The following is a 14,682-nucleotide window of genomic DNA, read 5'->3' on the forward strand; positions in this document are numbered from 1 at the left end:
TGGTTTCGCCGTCCTGACCGCACTCTGCAAATGGGAATTCTCACTTTGTACTTGCCGGCGTTTCAGTAGCATTGGGCATTGCATCTAAGGTGCTTGGTTCCGGTGTGGGGCGCGTCGACCTTGCCGTTCGTGGCGCCGGCATCGATCAGGACCCCAGTTTTCTTCCTTCACCCGCGAATGGTGCGGTAGGGACGACTCCATCAGAAGGGTTTCCTCAATAACAAGTTGACATTCTGGTCAGTCGAAGTGCCCACCGCGGCGGCGTGATCAAGTCCAGGCCGATTACTCGCCAGTTCAAGGCTCAGGGCCGCAAGAGACCGGGCCGAATGCGGTCCATCATACGCAACACTCTCTGGTGTGGAATGATCAACCAAGGTTGCAATGATGGAAAGAGTCCCATCTCCGTTGTCGATTATTTCTATAATTCGCGATTGCTGTGGAAAGTCGATTAGTGATGCAGTGGTGATTTCCCAGAATCCGCCTGCGTGTTCATATTTGCCTTTGTGCGGGGTCACTCTATGCCAGTGAGCGTGGCCATTCATCCAAGCAACCACGTTGGGAAATCGGGAAATGAGCTCTAGTACTGCAGAGCGATCCAAGGAGGGTCTGGGATCTCCGACTGAGCGGTGATCTAGGTCAAAGGAAGACAGGGGATGGTGGCTAAACAGGATAACCAGCCGATTTTGAACGTTCGATTCAACCCGCCGGCCTTTTGAATCGTAGGCCTCCCGGGAAACGAGGCAGAGTTGTCGTTCCAACCACTCTGCCTGTTCTGCATCTAGGACGGCCTTAGTGCCCCCATCTGGGCTTGCTGTGTTCAGCATGATACCGACGACTCCAGGAGACACCTCGAAGGTATAGTAAGGCTGGGAGTCGCCGCTTGGGCCAGCACTGGAACCAAAACGGGTTTTCCCCGCTTCGCCAGCAGTGTCCATAAATTCTCCCTTGCTAAACGGCCGCCGAAGCTTCGAGGCGGGCACCCTTCTGTAAGGCATGGAGTCCATCAGTGCCTGTCGTTTCTTATCGTCTGGGTCAGCCGCGGCGCTCCAGAAAGCGGACGTTGTCATACCCTGAGGCAGACCCAACGGAAGCCGGTCACCAAGGCGAAGACGCTCAATGAAATCGGCCTTCCGCAATGCAGAGGCCGACGTGGAACGCCCGGCTTCATCGTGGTTACCCAAGCCGGTATACCACCGATACCTCGTACCTTCGGTTGGTATTGGTCTGATCGCTGCTTCCAGAAGGCCTTGAACGGTGGGAAAACCCTGAATTGTTTTCCAGTTGTCTGGCATGCTTCCGGCAACTTCCGGCTCGGGATGCCAAAAGTTATGAGACAGTTTCAACGACGCACGACCGTAGTCTTGGACTCCTTTGTAATCGCCGGCGGGGTGAGAAGTCACGACATGGCCCTTGAATACGCCAACGGCTGCTGACAACTCGCACAGGGCAGACGCGTTTGTGAGATCCCCCGTCGTGACCAAGCAGTCGAGTGGCCGTCGACTAACGGGACCCTGATGCACCGCGTTGAGTTTCCGTAACATTGCATCCAGCACGTGAACAGTCAGTAGTTCTTGGGGCCGGAACCTCCTGTTGCTCGGGAACTCTTCGGAAAAATCGAAATACTGCCAAAGGAACGTCAGCCTACCCGGATTGGCTGCGTCCAGCACGTGAGTGTCAGTGATGTGCCCAAAGGTAGCCAGAGCTGTCCGTTTGCTGCTGGGAGTGCGGCCGCGGGCCTGCAACTCCTCCCGTACGAGGGTCTCGACACCGGGCCCGGCGGCGAGCCGACGGTACGGCAGCCGCTGAACCCGACGGGAGCCAAAGGTGATAGTGGAGTCAAGAGTCGTCAGCTGTGCGCCTTGCTCGGCTCTGGTGAGTGCAGACGCGTCGGCCTTTGGCGGCTCCGCTCCCTCCGCTTCAGACACTCGGACTCCGCCAGATTCGGACAGTCCAAGCAAAGCCGCCCCGATCGCGCCAGTCGATGCCCACCTGATGACGTCCCGTCGCGATACTTGCATCTTGCTCCGCCGTCGCACTTCTTGATCTGACCCCCTCTGCTGTAGCGGGCGCCTATCCGCCGGTGAACTCGGCAATCCGCGACCCGACGCCCAGCAGGTCTTCGATCGCGGCCACGGTCCGGGCGGCAGCCTTTCCGTCACCATAGGGGTTGACGGCGTTGGCCATGCCCGCAAAGTGGACCTCATCATGCAGCAGGCGCGCCACCTCGTCAACAATCCTGTCCTCGTCCGTTCCGATCAGGAGCACCGTCCCGGCGTCCACCGCTTCGGGACGCTCGGTGTTCTCGCGCATCACGAGAACCGGCTTGCCCAGGCTGGGGGCTTCCTCCTGGACGCCGCCGGAGTCGGTCAGTACGACGTCGGCGATGGACAGGAGGCGGGTGAACTCGCCGTACGCCAGCGGTTCCGTGACCAAGACGTTGGGCGTGCCGTCCACCCACGGCAGCACCGCCTCGCGTACCACCGGGTTCTTATGGACCGGAAGGACAATCACCAGGTCCGGCTCGGCTTCGGCGATCCGGGCCAGCGCACGCCCAACGCCGCGCATGGCCTCGCCCTGGTTCTCCCGGCGGTGTGTGGTGACGAGCAGGACGCGGCGGCCGCCGGCGGCCAGTTCCTCCAACCGGGGGTCCGTGAAGGGGAGCTGCTTATCCACTGTGGCCAGGAGGGCATCGATCACGGTGTTGCCGGTCACCACAATGTCCGCCGGATTTATGCCCTCGGCGAGGAGGTTGGCGCGGCTGGTGGCCGTAGGCGCCAGGTGAAGGCGGGTGATCTGGCTGGTCATCTTCCGGTTGGCTTCCTCGGGGAAGGGGGAGAGCAGGTCCCCGCTGCGCAGGCCCGCCTCCACGTGCACCACGGGAATGCCGTGGTAGAAGGCGGCGATCGCCGCCGCAGTGGAGGTTGTGGTGTCGCCCTGGACCACGACGGCGTTCGGCCTCGTGTCTGCGAAGAGCTTCTCCAAGCCCTCCATGGTGCGGGTCATGATGCCTGACAGGGACTGGCCCTGCTGCAGGATGTCCAGGTCATGATCCGGAACAATGCCGAACAGCTCGTTGACCTGGTCCAGCATCTCCCGGTGCTGGCCCGTGACGGTGACTATGCAGCGGAAATGGGCCGAATGCTGCAGGGCACTGACGATCGGAGCCATCTTGATGGCCTCGGGCCGGGTGCCGAAAATCGGCATGATGCTGAACATGGAATTTCCCCCAGGAAGCGAGATCGGTTGTTGGGTCAGCCCAGCAGCAGCAGGGCGAGGATCAGGGCGGGAACGCTGACGGCAACGAAGATGACTGCCAGCAGGGCCCCGAGGCGTTTTCGGGCGTAGGCCACGTCCACGTCGTCGACGTCGGGCTCGGCGGTGCGCTTAGCGGTTGCCAGGGGCTCGCCGGACAGCGGGAACGGCTCGACGCCGGGGACCAGGAGGGCGTCCGGGATCTCCCCGTGCAGCGGGCGGCGACGCAGGTGCCGCGGTGCGGCCACCAGCGGGGGAGTACCGTCGGCAGGATTGTCCACGGTCTCGTCCTCCTCGCCCTAACTGGCCCTTGAACGGGCTGACGGCTGCAACCCGATGCCTTCAATTCTTACATTCCCGCCCCTTTATCCACGCATTCCGGCCGCAGGGAAGCGTCAATCAGCCCGCCGGTTTCGATGACAAACCGGCGCAGCCACTGCCACAGATCCAGGTCGGGATGCGAGGCGGCCATCTGGACTTCCGCCGTCGTGCACTGGGTGATCAGCCGGCCCGCGCGCGTGACGTGGTAGCTGGAGGTGACCACGGTGACGGACTTCCACCCGTTGAGCAAAACCAGCCGAGAAACGGCCTGGGCCTCACCCCGGGTGTCCAGATCAGGTGGCCGGAAACAGATGAGGGACGAATTTGGAAAAGCGGCGGAGCCGCAGACGGCGTCCGCCACCCTGTTGCCGAACGTGTCGGTGCGGGACAGCACCAGGACGGGAATCCCCAGGTCCTGCTGGATTTCCAGCGCAGCGGGCAACCGCTCCGACGCGGCGCCCCCGAGCACGATTACAGCGTCCGTGCGGTGCAGGCTCAGGGGATCCGTGTTGGCGAAGAGCTGTAGCGCGATGACCAGCCACAACAGGAAGCCTCCCGCGGTAAACGCAAGCGCCCTGCGGGTGGCGGTGGTCGCCGCGGGGGCGGAAGGAAGCACGGCGTTGAGTATTTCACGCCTGGATCACCGGGCGTAGTCGTGGGACCATCCTAGGCCGAGAACTTTGTCCCAGCCCCGCGGTAGCGTAGGGATGTGCTTGAATCGACAGCCCCTGAACCAGCCGCGCCGGAGGCGTCCCTCCCCGACGCTGACCTGACTGTGTCGCGACTGTCCGAGTCCGAACTCCTGGGACGGATCTTCCCCCGGCTCAACCGGGGCCCCGACACCAACGCCGCGGTCCTGCTGGGCCCCGGAGACGACGCCGCGATCGTGGCGGCGCCGGACGGCCGCACAGTGATCAGCATCGACACGCAGGTTCAGGACCAGGACTTCCGGCTCGAGTGGAACAACGGGTACCGCACGAGCGGCTACGACGTCGGCTGGAAGGCCGCCGCGCAGAACCTCAGCGACATCAACGCCATGGGTGCCCGTGCCACCTCCTTGGTGGTGAGCCTGACCATGACCCCGGCGACCCCGGTGGCCTGGGTGGAAGACTTCGCCGACGGACTGACAGCGGGACTCCAAGGGCTTGGCGCGGGGGACTGCGCCGTTGCGGGCGGCGATCTGGGCCGGGGGCGGGAGCTGGCGGTGAGCGTGGCGATTCTGGGAACCCTCGACGGCGGGGATCCGGTCCTGCGGTCCGGGGCGCTCCCGGGGGACACCGTGGCGCTTGCCGGAACCGTCGGCCGCGCCGCAGCCGGACTGGCCCTGCTCGAGTCCTCAGTCCCCGTCCAGTCCCTGGGCCCGGCCCAGCGCGCCCTGATGGACACCCAGTGCCGGCCCCACCCGCCCCTCGCAGCGGGACCGCTGGCCCGGCATGCCGGTGCCACCTCCATGATGGACATTTCCGACGGACTGGTGCGCGACGGCGGCCGGCTGGCGGAGGCCAGCGGCCAGGTGCTCAACCTGGACCCGCAGGCGCTGAAGGCGCTCGCCGTGCCGCTGCTGCCGGCGGCCGAGCTGCTGGGCGCCGAACCTCTGGCCTGGGTCCTGGGCGGCGGAGAAGACCACGGCCTGCTGGCCACATTCCCCGCGGCCCTTCGGCTACCTCACGGTTTCACTGCGATAGGCTCGGTGGAAGCGCCTTCACCAACGGACAGTACCGGCGTCACGATCGCGGGCAGGCCCGCCGACACTGTGGGATGGGATCACTTTGCAGACTAAGATTGCCGCCAACGCGCAAGCGATGAAGCGGTGGTTGGGCAAGGCAGAAACAACGCTCGGCAACCACAGCGACCGCCTGAACGCCATCAACATTTTTCCGGTAGCCGACGGCGACACCGGAACCAACCTGTACCTGACGGTGCGGGCGGCGGCGCACGCTCTGCAGGGCATCAACACCGGCTCGAACCCGGCCACGGCCGCAATCCCGGTGATCACCCGGGACCTTGCCCAGCACGCCGCAGGCTTGCCCAACCACGCCCCAGCGTCGTCCGATCCCGTCCAGAGCGACGTCGGCATCGTCCTCGCCACGGCCGGGCAGGCCGCCATGGAGCAGGCGCGCGGCAACTCCGGCACGCTCCTGGCTGTTTTCCTCTGCGCCGCCGCGGAGCCCCTCGCAGGCCACACCCGGCTGAGCGGCCCGCTGCTGGCCGCTGCGCTGAACCGGGCCCAGATCAGGGCCTGGTCCGCGCTAAGCGACCCCGTGCCGGGAACGATGCTCTCCGTCATGGAAGCGGCGGCCCGTGCAGCCGCGGCGGTGGACTCCGCCCACGAAGGCGACGACAGCAACCATGCGCTGGGGCTGGCGCTGGACGCAGCCGTCGAAGCGGCCCTGGCGGCGGTGGTGCGGACCGAGGACCAGCTCGACGCCCTCCAGGCCGCCCACGTGGTGGACGCCGGCGGCGTCGGAATGCTGCTGATCCTCGATTGCCTGCGGTCCGCCGTCCTCGGCGAAGAGCTGCAGGGCGAGCTCCTGGACGGACTGCACGGCTACGACGTCCAGGACCCGCACATCCACTCCGCGATGCCCCGCGACGAGGGCGTGGAAGTGATGTGCACCATCCAGCTCTCGCCGCTGGATGCCGCCATGCTGCGCCAGCGGCTCGATGAGCTGGGTGATTCCGTCATCATGAGCCAGGTGGGCGGCGTCGCCGACGAGTCCGGGCGTTACCGGTGGCGGGTCCACGTCCATGTCCTGGACGCTGGGCCGGCGGTGACGCTCATCCGTTCACTCGGCGACCCTTCCGACGTCTCCATCAGCGAGCTTGCTGTGCCGCGTGAACCGGAACCGCGTGAACCAGAACCGCGTGAACCGGAACCGCATGAACCGGAACTCCGGGACCCGGACGGACATGAACGCTGAACTGGACCTGGGCCTCGAGCGCCGGATCGGCAAGCGCTCCGCGGCGGTCATCGAAAAACACCTTGGCATCAGCACCGTCGGCGGGCTGCTGAACTACTTTCCCCGCCGCTACCTGAGCCGTGGCGAGCTGACCCCGATCAGCGAGGTCCCGCTGGATGAGGAAGTGACCCTCATCGCCCGCGTGATCTCCAACAGCACCCGGGCCATGCGGGCCCGCCGCGGTTCCCTGACCGACGTCGTGATCTCCGACGACGCCGGGGGAGCCGGTGGTGCCCAGCGGCCCGCCGGCGCCGGCATGCCGGGGACCCTCAAGGTGAGCTTCTTCAACGGCTTCCGCGCCAAGGCCGAACTCCAGCCGGGCCGGCGTGCCATGTTTTTCGGGGAAGGTCACCCGGTATGGCGGCTCGCTCGGACTGACCAACCCCGATTTCCTGCTGCTCGATGAGGACCCGGATGCCCCCGGCATGGATCCGGAAAAGCTCGCGGCCATGCCCATCCCCGTTTATCCCGCCACCGCCAAGCTGACCAGCTGGTCCATCCAGAAGGTGATCGCCACCCTGCTTGACACGGTGGAGCTGGACGCCCTGCCTGACCCGCTCCCGGCGGAGATCGCGGCCCGGGAGAAGTTCCTGCCCGTCGCGGACGCTTACCGCCTCATCCACGCCCCGCAGACCCCGCCGGACTGGCAGCGGGCCCGCGACCGGTTCCGGTACCAGGAAGCGCTCGTGCTCCAGTCCGCCCTGGCCCGGCGCCGGGCGCAGCTCGCCGCCGAAGAAGCCACCGCCCGGCGACCGGTTGCGGACGGCCTGCTGGCCGCCTTCGACCGCCAGCTGCCGTTCACCCTGACGGCCGGCCAGTCCGCCGTCGGCAAGACACTCGCCGAGGAGCTCGCCCAGGATTCCCCGATGAACCGGCTGCTGCAGGGCGAGGTGGGCTCCGGGAAGACGATCGTGGCCCTGCGGGCCATGCTGCAGGTGGTCGACGCCGGGGGACAGGCTGCGCTGCTGGCCCCGACCGAGGTCCTTGCCGCGCAGCACTACGAATCGATCCGCCGCACGCTCGGCCCGCTGTCCCGGGACGGACTGCTTGGCGGGTTCGGTGCCGAGGCGGTGCAGGTCACCCTGCTGACCGGGTCCATGCCGACGGCGGCGCGGAAGCAGGCGATGCTTGATGCCGCCTCCGGGACCGCCGGGATCGTGATCGGCACCCACGCGCTGCTGAGCGAGAACGTTTCCTTCTATGACCTTGGCCTGATCGTGGTGGACGAGCAGCACCGTTTCGGTGTGGAACAGCGGGACCTGCTCCGTTCGAAGGCAAGCAGGCCTCCGCACCTGTTGGTCATGACCGCCACGCCCATCCCGCGGACCGTGGCCATGACGGTCTTCGGCGACCTCGAAACGTCCGTGCTTGACGAGCTTCCGGCCGGACGCGCGCCGATCAGCACGCACGTGGTGGGGCTGGCCGAGAATCCCGGCTGGGCCGGGCGCATCTGGTCCCGCTCGCGCGAGGAGATCGACGCCGGGCACCAGGTCTATGTCGTCTGCCCCAAGATCGGCGACGATGACGACGGCGACTTCAGCCCCGGCGAGGCCGAACCGTCCGCCGCGGACCTCGAGGGGGACAACGGCGCCCGCGAGCTGGCGTCGGTCACCGGTGTCGTCGAACATCTCCGGGACGAGCCGGCGCTGGCCGGGGTGGCCCTCGCGCCGCTGCACGGCCGCCAGGATCCGGTGCTCAAGTCCCGGACCATGGCCTCGTTCACCGCCAATGAAACCAAGCTGCTCGTGTCCACCACGGTGATCGAGGTCGGCGTCGACGTGCACAACGCCACGCTCATGGTGATCCTCGACGCGGACAGATTCGGGATTTCCCAGTTGCACCAGCTCCGCGGCCGGGTGGGCCGGGGCGGCCTGCCCGGGACCTGCCTGCTCGTCACCACCCTGGAACCGGGCCATCCCAGCCGCCGGCGGCTCGAGGCCGTGGCCTCCACGACCGACGGGTTCGAACTGTCCCAGGAGGACCTCAAGCTGCGCCGCGAGGGCGACATCCTGGGGGCCTCGCAGTCGGGCGGCAGGTCCACCCTGAAGCTCCTGCGGGTCCTCGAGCACGAGGACATCATCGCCCGGGCCCGGCAGGACGCCCAGCGGATCGTGGCGGCGGACCCCTCGCTCGCGGCCCATGCGGGGCTCGCCGGTGCAATTGACGATTACCTGAACCCCGAAAAGGAGGCGTTCCTTGAACGTGGCTAGCAGAATCCTCCCCCCGACGGCGGCCCGGCGGTGAGCCGCATCATCACCGGCGTCGCCGGCGGAATGGCGCTGGCAAGCGTGCCCGGATCGCTTACTCGGCCCACCACCGACCGGGTCAAGGAAGCACTCTTTTCCCGGCTGGACGCCTTTGAGGTGGTGGCGGATGCCCGCGTCCTGGACCTTTACGCCGGCTCCGGTTCGCTCGGTGTGGAAAGTGCCAGCCGCGGCGCGCAATCCGTGGACCTGGTGGAATTCGCGGCCAAGGCCAGCGAGGTGTGCCAGCGGAACGCGGACCTCCTCAACACAGTGGCGGGCCGCAAGGTGGTCTCGGTGCACCGTTCCAAGGTCGAGTCCTTCCTCGACCGGGCCGCGGACGACGCGCGCTGGGACCTCGTCTTCCTGGACCCGCCCTACCCGCTGGAGGAAGCGGCGCTGGCCCAGGTCCTGGCCAAGCTCGCACCGCACCTGGCGGAAGGCGCCGTCGTGGTGGTGGAACGTTCCGCGCGGACGCCGGAGCCGGTATGGCCGGAAGGCCTGGAGCGGTTCGCCGAGCGCAAGTACGGCGAAACCAGGCTCTGGTTCGCCGAACCCGGGGTGGAGGAAGTTCCGGAAGCAGATCTCGCCGAGGCCCTCGACGAGCAGCCGGAGGATGAAAGCTAGTCCGACAGCACGTCCAGGCCGACGCCGGAGAGCACCTTGGCAGGGTGGGGTCCGCGGGCGGTCAGCGCCGCTGTCCACACCTCCGGCCACGGGCCCTGCGTCCCGGTCAGGATGATGTTGCCGGGATACCGGCCGCTGAACATGCCGGCCTCCGCGAATGCGGCCACGTCCGCTATGGCCCGGCGGAGCGCCGCCACCTGGCTCCGCACCAGGGTCAGTCCGGGTTCGTCGCCCACGTTGACGATCAGCACCCCCCGCGGGGTCAGCTTGGCGGCCGCCTCCCGGTAGAACTCCGTACAGGCAAGGTGCGCCGGCGCTTCGGGGCCGGAGAAAATGTCCAGAATCACGACGTCGAAGCGCAGCTCGGGCGGCAACTCCGTCAGGGCATCCCTCGCGTCGCCGATCAGCGTGTGGAGGCGGGTGCCCTCGGGCAGCGGGAGGCGGTCCAGCACAAAGTCCAGCAGCTCCCGTTCCAGCTCCACGGCGTACTGCTCGGAGCCGGGCCGCGTGGCCTGGAGGTAGCGGGCCAGGGTGAGGGCCCCTGCTCCGAGGTGGAGGGCCGTGACTGGTTCACCCCACGGCGCCGCGAGGTCCACAACATGCCCGATCCGGCGCAGGTATTCGTAGAAGATGTCCGAGGGGTCGGCCAGGTTCACGTGCGACTGCTCGGCACCGCCGATGCTGAGCACGAAGCCGCCCTCTGTGAACTCATCAGGCTCGATCGTGGCGTGCTGGCCGGTGGTCCGCAGGAAACGCGTTGCCGCCGCCGGGGTTTCCCCCATCAGAGCCTGTCCCGGAGCGTCGCGAGCCGCTCCGCAGCCTCCTGCAGGACATCGATGCGCTTGCAGAAGGCGAATCGCAGCAGGCTGCGGGTGCGCTCGGCCCCCTCCGGGTGGCAGAAGACCGGTACCGGAATGGCGGCCACGCCGACCAGCTCCGGGAGCCGGCGGGCGAGGTCGACTGCATCGGAGATGCCCAGCGGTGCGGTGTCCACGTTCACGAAGTACGTCCCCTGCGGGGTGAAGACGTCCAGTCCCGCCGCGCGGAGTCCGGCGCTGAGGATGTCCCGCTTGAGCTGGAGGGTGTCGGCGATCCCGGTATAGAACTCGTCCGGCAGGCCGAGGCCCACCGCGATCGCGCCCTGGAACGGCGTCCCGGAGCTGTAGCTGAGGAACTGCTTGACCGTCCGGGCGGCGGAAACCAGATGCTCCGGGCCGCTGAGCCAGCCAATCTTCCAGCCGGTGAAGGAAAACGTCTTACCGGCCGAGGAAATGGTGAGGGTGCGTTCCTCGGCACCGGGCAGGGTGGCCACCGGGATGTGGCGGACGCCAAAGGTGAGGTGTTCGTACACCTCGTCGCTGATGATCACGGCGTCGTATTTCGTGGCGAGCTCGACGACGCGCTCCAGCACCTCGCGGGGGAACACCGCTCCCGTGGGGTTGTGCGGGTTGTTGAGCAGCACCACTTTGGTGTTGTTGTTGAAGGCGGCCTCGAGGGCGTCCATGTCAGGCATGAAATCCGGTGCCAGCAACGGGGCCGTAACGTGGCGGGCACCTGAGAGTCCGACGATGGCGCCGTAGGAATCGTAGAACGGCTCGAAGGTGAGGACCTCGTCGCCGGGGCCCACGAGGGCCAGGAGCGCGGCGGCGATGGCCTCGGTGGCGCCGGTAGTGACGATGATTTCGGTCTGCGGGTCCGGCGTCAGGCCGTAAAAGCGTTCCTGGTGGACCGAGACGGCCTCCCGGAGCTCCACGATGCCCTTGCCGGGGGCGTACTGGTTATAGCCTGCGGCGATTGCCGCCTGGGCGGCCGCTTTGATCTCCGCCGGCCCGTCCTCGTCCGGGAAACCCTGTCCCAGGTTGATGGCGCCCGTCCCCAGCGCGAGGGTGGTCATTTCTTCGAAGATCGTGACGCCCAGGGTGCCTTGGGCGGAGAGCAGGTTGGCGCCGGTCGCGGCCCGCTGCCATGGGTACGGCTGGTGAGTTGCTGACATTCAGTCATGTTATCCCGCTCCGCGCCGTCGATACGGTAGGTTCGGAGCATGAGACGCGCCGTATGCCCGGGCTCCTTCGACCCCATCCACAATGGCCACCTGGAAGTCATCGCCAGGGCCTCCGGCCTGTTCGACGAGGTCATCGTGGCGGTGTCCACGAACTATGCGAAGAAGTACCGCTTCACCCTGGAGGAGCGGATCGACATGGCCAGGGAGACCCTCGCGTCCCTGCAGGGGATCGTGGTGGAACCGGTCGGGGAGGGCCTGCTGGCCGAGTACTGCCGCCAGCGGGGCGTTGACGCCATCGTGAAGGGTCTGCGGTCCTCCTCGGACTTCGACTATGAGTTGCCCATGGCCACCATGAACCGGCAGCTCACCGGGGTTGAAACGGTGTTCCTTCCGGCCGAGGGCCACTACCTGCATCTGTCCTCCACCCTGATCAAGGAAGTCTTCACCCTCGGCGGCAATGTCTCGGAGTTCGTGCCGCGTTCCGTGCTGAAACGGCTCTCCGCGGGCGAGCCTGTCCAGGATCGGGCGCGCAAGGGGTAAGCTTGATCGGTACTCGGCGGCCTGCTGCCGGTTGCGCGGTTCCTACCGGGGCCGGCCTGCGGTGTGAACCGGAGGCCATCAACCGGTTTGAGTCCGTCCGGCAGATCAGGCTAAGATAGTACGTCGGTCATATGTTCAACAGGAGTTCTCATTAAACGAGATGCTAGTTCGCCCCTGGCGTTCGACGTCAAGGACCTCGGACGCAGTCCGGGAAGCATGCGGACGCTGGTGGAACATGTACCCGCACCAAGCGATCTTGGTGTGGCGCTCATTGGCGTGCAGGAAGGCTCGGATGTCGAGCTGGACCTGCGGCTTGAGGCCGTACACGAAGGAATTCTGGTATCCGGTACCGCAAACGTCGAAGTAACCGGCGAATGCGGCCGATGCCTGGATCCCCTTGCGTATGACCTTGAGGTCAATGTGCAAGAACTTTTCTTCTACGAGGATGCCGAATTCTCCGACGAAGAAGACGAAGAAGAGCAACGTCGAGTCGAGCACGATCTGATCGATCTTGAGCCGGTGTTGCGGGACGCAGTTGTAACCATGCTGCCGTTCCAGCCGGTGTGCCGGGAAGACTGCCAGGGCCTTTGCTCCGAATGCGGAGTACGCCTGGAAGACGAGCCGGGGCATCACCACGAGGTCGTAGATCCTCGGTGGGCGGCCCTGGCTGACTTGGCTAAGCCTGACCGGCAAAACTGATTTGTAAGTGTTGGACTAGAGAGAAATGAGTTAGCCGTGGCTGTTCCCAAGCGGAAAATGTCTCGCTCGAATACCCGCGCCCGCCGCTCCCAGTGGAAGGCAACCGCCCCCCACCTGGTGAAGACTGTCGAGAACGGCCAGGTCACCTACAGCCTGCCGCACCAGGCAAAGGTCGTTACCGACTCGGCTGGCACCGCGCTGTTCCTTGAATACAAGGGCCGCAAGGTCGCAGACGTCTAATCCGCCAACTGGCTGAAAAAGATGTCTTCAACTGAAGAGCTTCTGAAGCGTCTCGGTGTCTCTATTGACGCCGGGACGCTTCGTCTTGCGCTCACACACCGTTCCTACGCCTACGAAAACGGCGGTATTCCCACCAACGAACGGCTCGAATTCCTGGGGGACTCCATCCTGGGCTTCTCTGTCACCGATGCCCTGTACCGCGACAACCCCACGCTGCCCGAAGGGGACCTCGCGAAGCGCCGCTCCGCCGTCGTCAGCACCAGAGCCCTCGCCGGCATCGGCCGGAGCATCGGCCTGGGCGACTTCATCTACCTCGGGCAGGGCGAAAAGCTCACCGAAGGCAAGAACAAGGCGTCCATCCTCGCGGACACCATGGAGGCCCTGATCGGTGCCACCTATCTCTCCAATGACATTGAAACGGCACGCCAGCTGGTGATGCGTCTGGTCGGGCCGCTGCTGAAGGACGCCGCCGCGCTGGGCGCCGGCACCGACTGGAAGACCAGCATCCAGGAGCTTGCCGCCAGCCGCCAGCTCGGGACGATCAACTACGCCGTGGAGGGCTCCGGCCCGGACCACGCGCGGACGTTTGAGGCCGTGCTGCGGATCGGCGGCAACGACTACGGCACCGGCTCCGGCAACTCGAAGAAGGAAGCCGAGCAGGAAGCCGCCGCCGACGCGTGGCGCCGGCTTTCGGCGGCTACGCAGCCCGGTCCCGCAACGCCGTCGGCACCCGGGCAGCTGCAAGACCAGGCCGGCAGCTAGGCTCCCTGCCGTGCCCGAACTGCCCGAGGTGGAAGTTGTCCGCCGCGGCCTCGTGAGCTGGGTCCGGGGCCGGACCATCACCTCCGTTGAGGTGGTGGATCCGCGCTCCGTCCGCCGGCACGCGCTTGGTCCCGAGGATTTCGCCGGCAACCTTGAAGGCGCCCGGGTGCTTGATGTGGTCCGGCGCGGCAAGTTCCTGTGGATGCCGCTCAGCGACACCCCGGACGGCGATGCCCCGGGCGGCGATGCCCCGGGCGGCGATGCCCCGGGCGGCGATGCCCCGGACGGCGCTGAGCCCGTAATGCCCGGCGTGGCGCTCATGGCCCACTTGGGCATGTCCGGGCAGCTCCTGATGCAGGACGCCGGCGTTCCCGACGAAAAACACCTGAAGGTTCGGCTAGGCCTCAGCACTGCCGACGGCATGCCGGACCAGCTCCGCTTCGTGGACCAGCGCATCTTCGGCGGACTGTTCCTCACCTCGCTCATCGCCACCTCCGACGGCGGTCCCGGCGGGCTCGCCGAGACCCCGCTTCCGCTGATCGCCGAGGAAGCCTCCCACATTGCCCGGGACCCGCTGGACCCTTACTTCTCGTTCGACGCGTTCTACCGCCGCCTCCGCGCCCGGAAGACCGGCCTCAAGCGGGCACTGCTGGACCAGGGCCTCGTGTCCGGAATCGGCAACATCTATGCGGATGAGGCGCTCTGGAAGGCCCGGCTGCACTACGCCCGCCCCACCGACACCCTGCGCCGGGCGGACGCGTCGCGCCTGCTGGATGCCGCCCGGGAGGTCATGACCGACGCCCTCGCCGCCGGCGGAACCAGCTTTGACTCTCTTTATGTCAACGTCAACGGCGCCTCCGGCTACTTCGACCGGTCCCTGAACGCCTACGGCCGCGGCGGGCAGGAATGCAAGCGCTGCGCCGCCGTCGGCCGGGTGAGCCTGCTGAAGCGCGAACAGTTCATGAACCGCTCCTCCTACACCTGCCCCGTCTGCCAGCCGAGGCCCCGCAACGGCCGCTGGTAGGAAACCCCGGAA

Annotated in this window: 14 protein-coding genes and 1 pseudogene; 9 read left to right on the forward strand and 6 right to left on the reverse strand. The window is 66.6% G+C overall.

Annotated features, from left to right (window positions below):
• Nucleotides 1-200: 200 nt before the first annotated feature.
• The 4 genes from QFZ65_RS08545 to QFZ65_RS08560 all read right to left on the reverse strand — a co-directional run bounded on the left by QFZ65_RS08545 (nucleotide 201) and on the right by QFZ65_RS08560 (nucleotide 4,189).
• Nucleotides 201-2,162, reverse strand: coding sequence for a TIGR03767 family metallophosphoesterase (locus QFZ65_RS08545; RefSeq protein ID WP_306909705.1), 1,962 nt, complete (start codon nucleotides 2,160-2,162; stop codon nucleotides 201-203).
• Nucleotides 2,071-3,216: a non-hydrolyzing UDP-N-acetylglucosamine 2-epimerase gene (gene wecB / locus QFZ65_RS08550; protein WP_306909706.1), complete on the reverse strand. Its 1,146-nt coding sequence runs from the start codon at nucleotides 3,214-3,216 to the stop codon at nucleotides 2,071-2,073. The genes QFZ65_RS08545 and wecB overlap by 92 nt, the downstream gene beginning before the upstream one ends.
• A gap of 35 nt (nucleotides 3,217-3,251) precedes the next feature.
• Nucleotides 3,252-3,533: a hypothetical protein gene (locus QFZ65_RS08555; protein ID WP_306909707.1), complete on the reverse strand. Its 282-nt coding sequence runs from the start codon at nucleotides 3,531-3,533 to the stop codon at nucleotides 3,252-3,254.
• A 68-nt stretch (nucleotides 3,534-3,601) separates the two neighbouring features.
• Nucleotides 3,602-4,189 carry a YdcF family protein gene (locus QFZ65_RS08560; protein ID WP_306909708.1) on the reverse strand — a complete coding sequence of 196 codons (588 nt, stop codon included), beginning with the start codon at nucleotides 4,187-4,189 and terminating at the stop codon, nucleotides 3,602-3,604.
• A gap of 153 nt (nucleotides 4,190-4,342) precedes the next feature.
• Between QFZ65_RS08560 and thiL the strand changes: the two genes are divergently transcribed.
• The 4 genes and pseudogenes from thiL to rsmD all read left to right on the forward strand — a co-directional run bounded on the left by thiL (nucleotide 4,343) and on the right by rsmD (nucleotide 9,403).
• Nucleotides 4,343-5,353 carry a thiamine-phosphate kinase gene (thiL, locus tag QFZ65_RS08565; protein WP_306912535.1) on the forward strand — a complete coding sequence of 337 codons (1,011 nt, stop codon included), beginning with the start codon at nucleotides 4,343-4,345 and terminating at the stop codon, nucleotides 5,351-5,353.
• A 22-nt stretch (nucleotides 5,354-5,375) separates the two neighbouring features.
• Nucleotides 5,376-6,494, forward strand: coding sequence for a DAK2 domain-containing protein (locus QFZ65_RS08570; protein ID WP_306912536.1), 1,119 nt, complete (start codon nucleotides 5,376-5,378; stop codon nucleotides 6,492-6,494).
• Nucleotides 6,484-8,743, forward strand: a pseudogene (locus QFZ65_RS08575) (ATP-dependent DNA helicase RecG). Before QFZ65_RS08570 ends, QFZ65_RS08575 begins: the two are co-directional and overlap by 11 nt.
• Before the next feature lie 30 nt (nucleotides 8,744-8,773).
• Complete coding sequence (rsmD, locus tag QFZ65_RS08580) at nucleotides 8,774-9,403, forward strand: 16S rRNA (guanine(966)-N(2))-methyltransferase RsmD (protein WP_306909709.1); 630 nt, start codon at nucleotides 8,774-8,776, stop codon at nucleotides 9,401-9,403.
• Here the strand turns inward: rsmD and QFZ65_RS08585 are convergent.
• On the reverse strand, nucleotides 9,400-10,185 hold the full coding sequence (locus QFZ65_RS08585; protein ID WP_306909710.1) for a spermidine synthase: 786 nt from the start codon (nucleotides 10,183-10,185) through the stop codon (nucleotides 9,400-9,402). The two genes, rsmD and QFZ65_RS08585, sit on opposite strands and share 4 nt — an antisense overlap.
• Nucleotides 10,185-11,396 (reverse strand): aminotransferase class I/II-fold pyridoxal phosphate-dependent enzyme, encoded by a 1,212-nt coding sequence (locus tag QFZ65_RS08590; protein WP_306909711.1) that lies wholly within the window; start codon nucleotides 11,394-11,396, stop codon nucleotides 10,185-10,187. Before QFZ65_RS08590 ends, QFZ65_RS08585 begins: the two co-directional genes overlap by 1 nt.
• Before the next feature lie 48 nt (nucleotides 11,397-11,444).
• Here QFZ65_RS08590 and coaD point away from each other — a divergent pair, with 48 nt between their 5' ends.
• The 5 genes from coaD (at nucleotide 11,445) to mutM (ending at nucleotide 14,670) form a co-directional block, all read left to right on the forward strand.
• Nucleotides 11,445-11,945, forward strand: a complete 501-nt coding sequence (gene coaD, locus QFZ65_RS08595; protein WP_306909712.1) for a pantetheine-phosphate adenylyltransferase — start codon at nucleotides 11,445-11,447, stop codon at nucleotides 11,943-11,945.
• Nucleotides 11,946-12,119: 174 nt separating this feature from the next.
• A complete protein-coding gene (locus tag QFZ65_RS08600; protein ID WP_306912537.1) occupies nucleotides 12,120-12,644 on the forward strand; it encodes a DUF177 domain-containing protein in 525 nt (174 codons plus the stop codon).
• A gap of 36 nt (nucleotides 12,645-12,680) precedes the next feature.
• Nucleotides 12,681-12,884: a 50S ribosomal protein L32 gene (rpmF, locus tag QFZ65_RS08605; protein WP_009356569.1), complete on the forward strand. Its 204-nt coding sequence runs from the start codon at nucleotides 12,681-12,683 to the stop codon at nucleotides 12,882-12,884.
• Nucleotides 12,885-12,905: 21 nt separating this feature from the next.
• Nucleotides 12,906-13,646 (forward strand): ribonuclease III, encoded by a 741-nt coding sequence (gene rnc / locus QFZ65_RS08610; protein ID WP_306909713.1) that lies wholly within the window; start codon nucleotides 12,906-12,908, stop codon nucleotides 13,644-13,646.
• Nucleotides 13,647-13,656: 10 nt separating this feature from the next.
• Nucleotides 13,657-14,670 (forward strand): bifunctional DNA-formamidopyrimidine glycosylase/DNA-(apurinic or apyrimidinic site) lyase, encoded by a 1,014-nt coding sequence (gene mutM / locus QFZ65_RS08615; protein ID WP_306909714.1) that lies wholly within the window; start codon nucleotides 13,657-13,659, stop codon nucleotides 14,668-14,670.
• Nucleotides 14,671-14,682 lie beyond the last annotated feature (12 nt).

Source organism: Arthrobacter sp. B3I9 (assembly GCF_030816935.1).
In the GTDB taxonomy this organism is placed as follows: domain Bacteria; phylum Actinomycetota; class Actinomycetes; order Actinomycetales; family Micrococcaceae; genus Arthrobacter.

Coding starts and splice junctions, on each gene's coding strand:
- QFZ65_RS08545 (WP_306909705.1), bottom strand. CDS start 2,162: ATGGTGACGGAAAGGCTGCCGCCCGGACCGTGGCCGCGATCGAAGACC.
- rnc (WP_306909713.1), top strand. CDS start 12,906: ATGTCTTCAACTGAAGAGCTTCTGAAGCGTCTCGGTGTCTCTATTGAC.
- coaD (WP_306909712.1), top strand. CDS start 11,445: ATGAGACGCGCCGTATGCCCGGGCTCCTTCGACCCCATCCACAATGGC.
- wecB (WP_306909706.1), bottom strand. CDS start 3,216: ATGTTCAGCATCATGCCGATTTTCGGCACCCGGCCCGAGGCCATCAAG.
- QFZ65_RS08590 (WP_306909711.1), bottom strand. CDS start 11,396: ATGTCAGCAACTCACCAGCCGTACCCATGGCAGCGGGCCGCGACCGGC.
- QFZ65_RS08570 (WP_306912536.1), top strand. CDS start 5,376: ATGAAGCGGTGGTTGGGCAAGGCAGAAACAACGCTCGGCAACCACAGC.
- QFZ65_RS08585 (WP_306909710.1), bottom strand. CDS start 10,185: ATGGGGGAAACCCCGGCGGCGGCAACGCGTTTCCTGCGGACCACCGGC.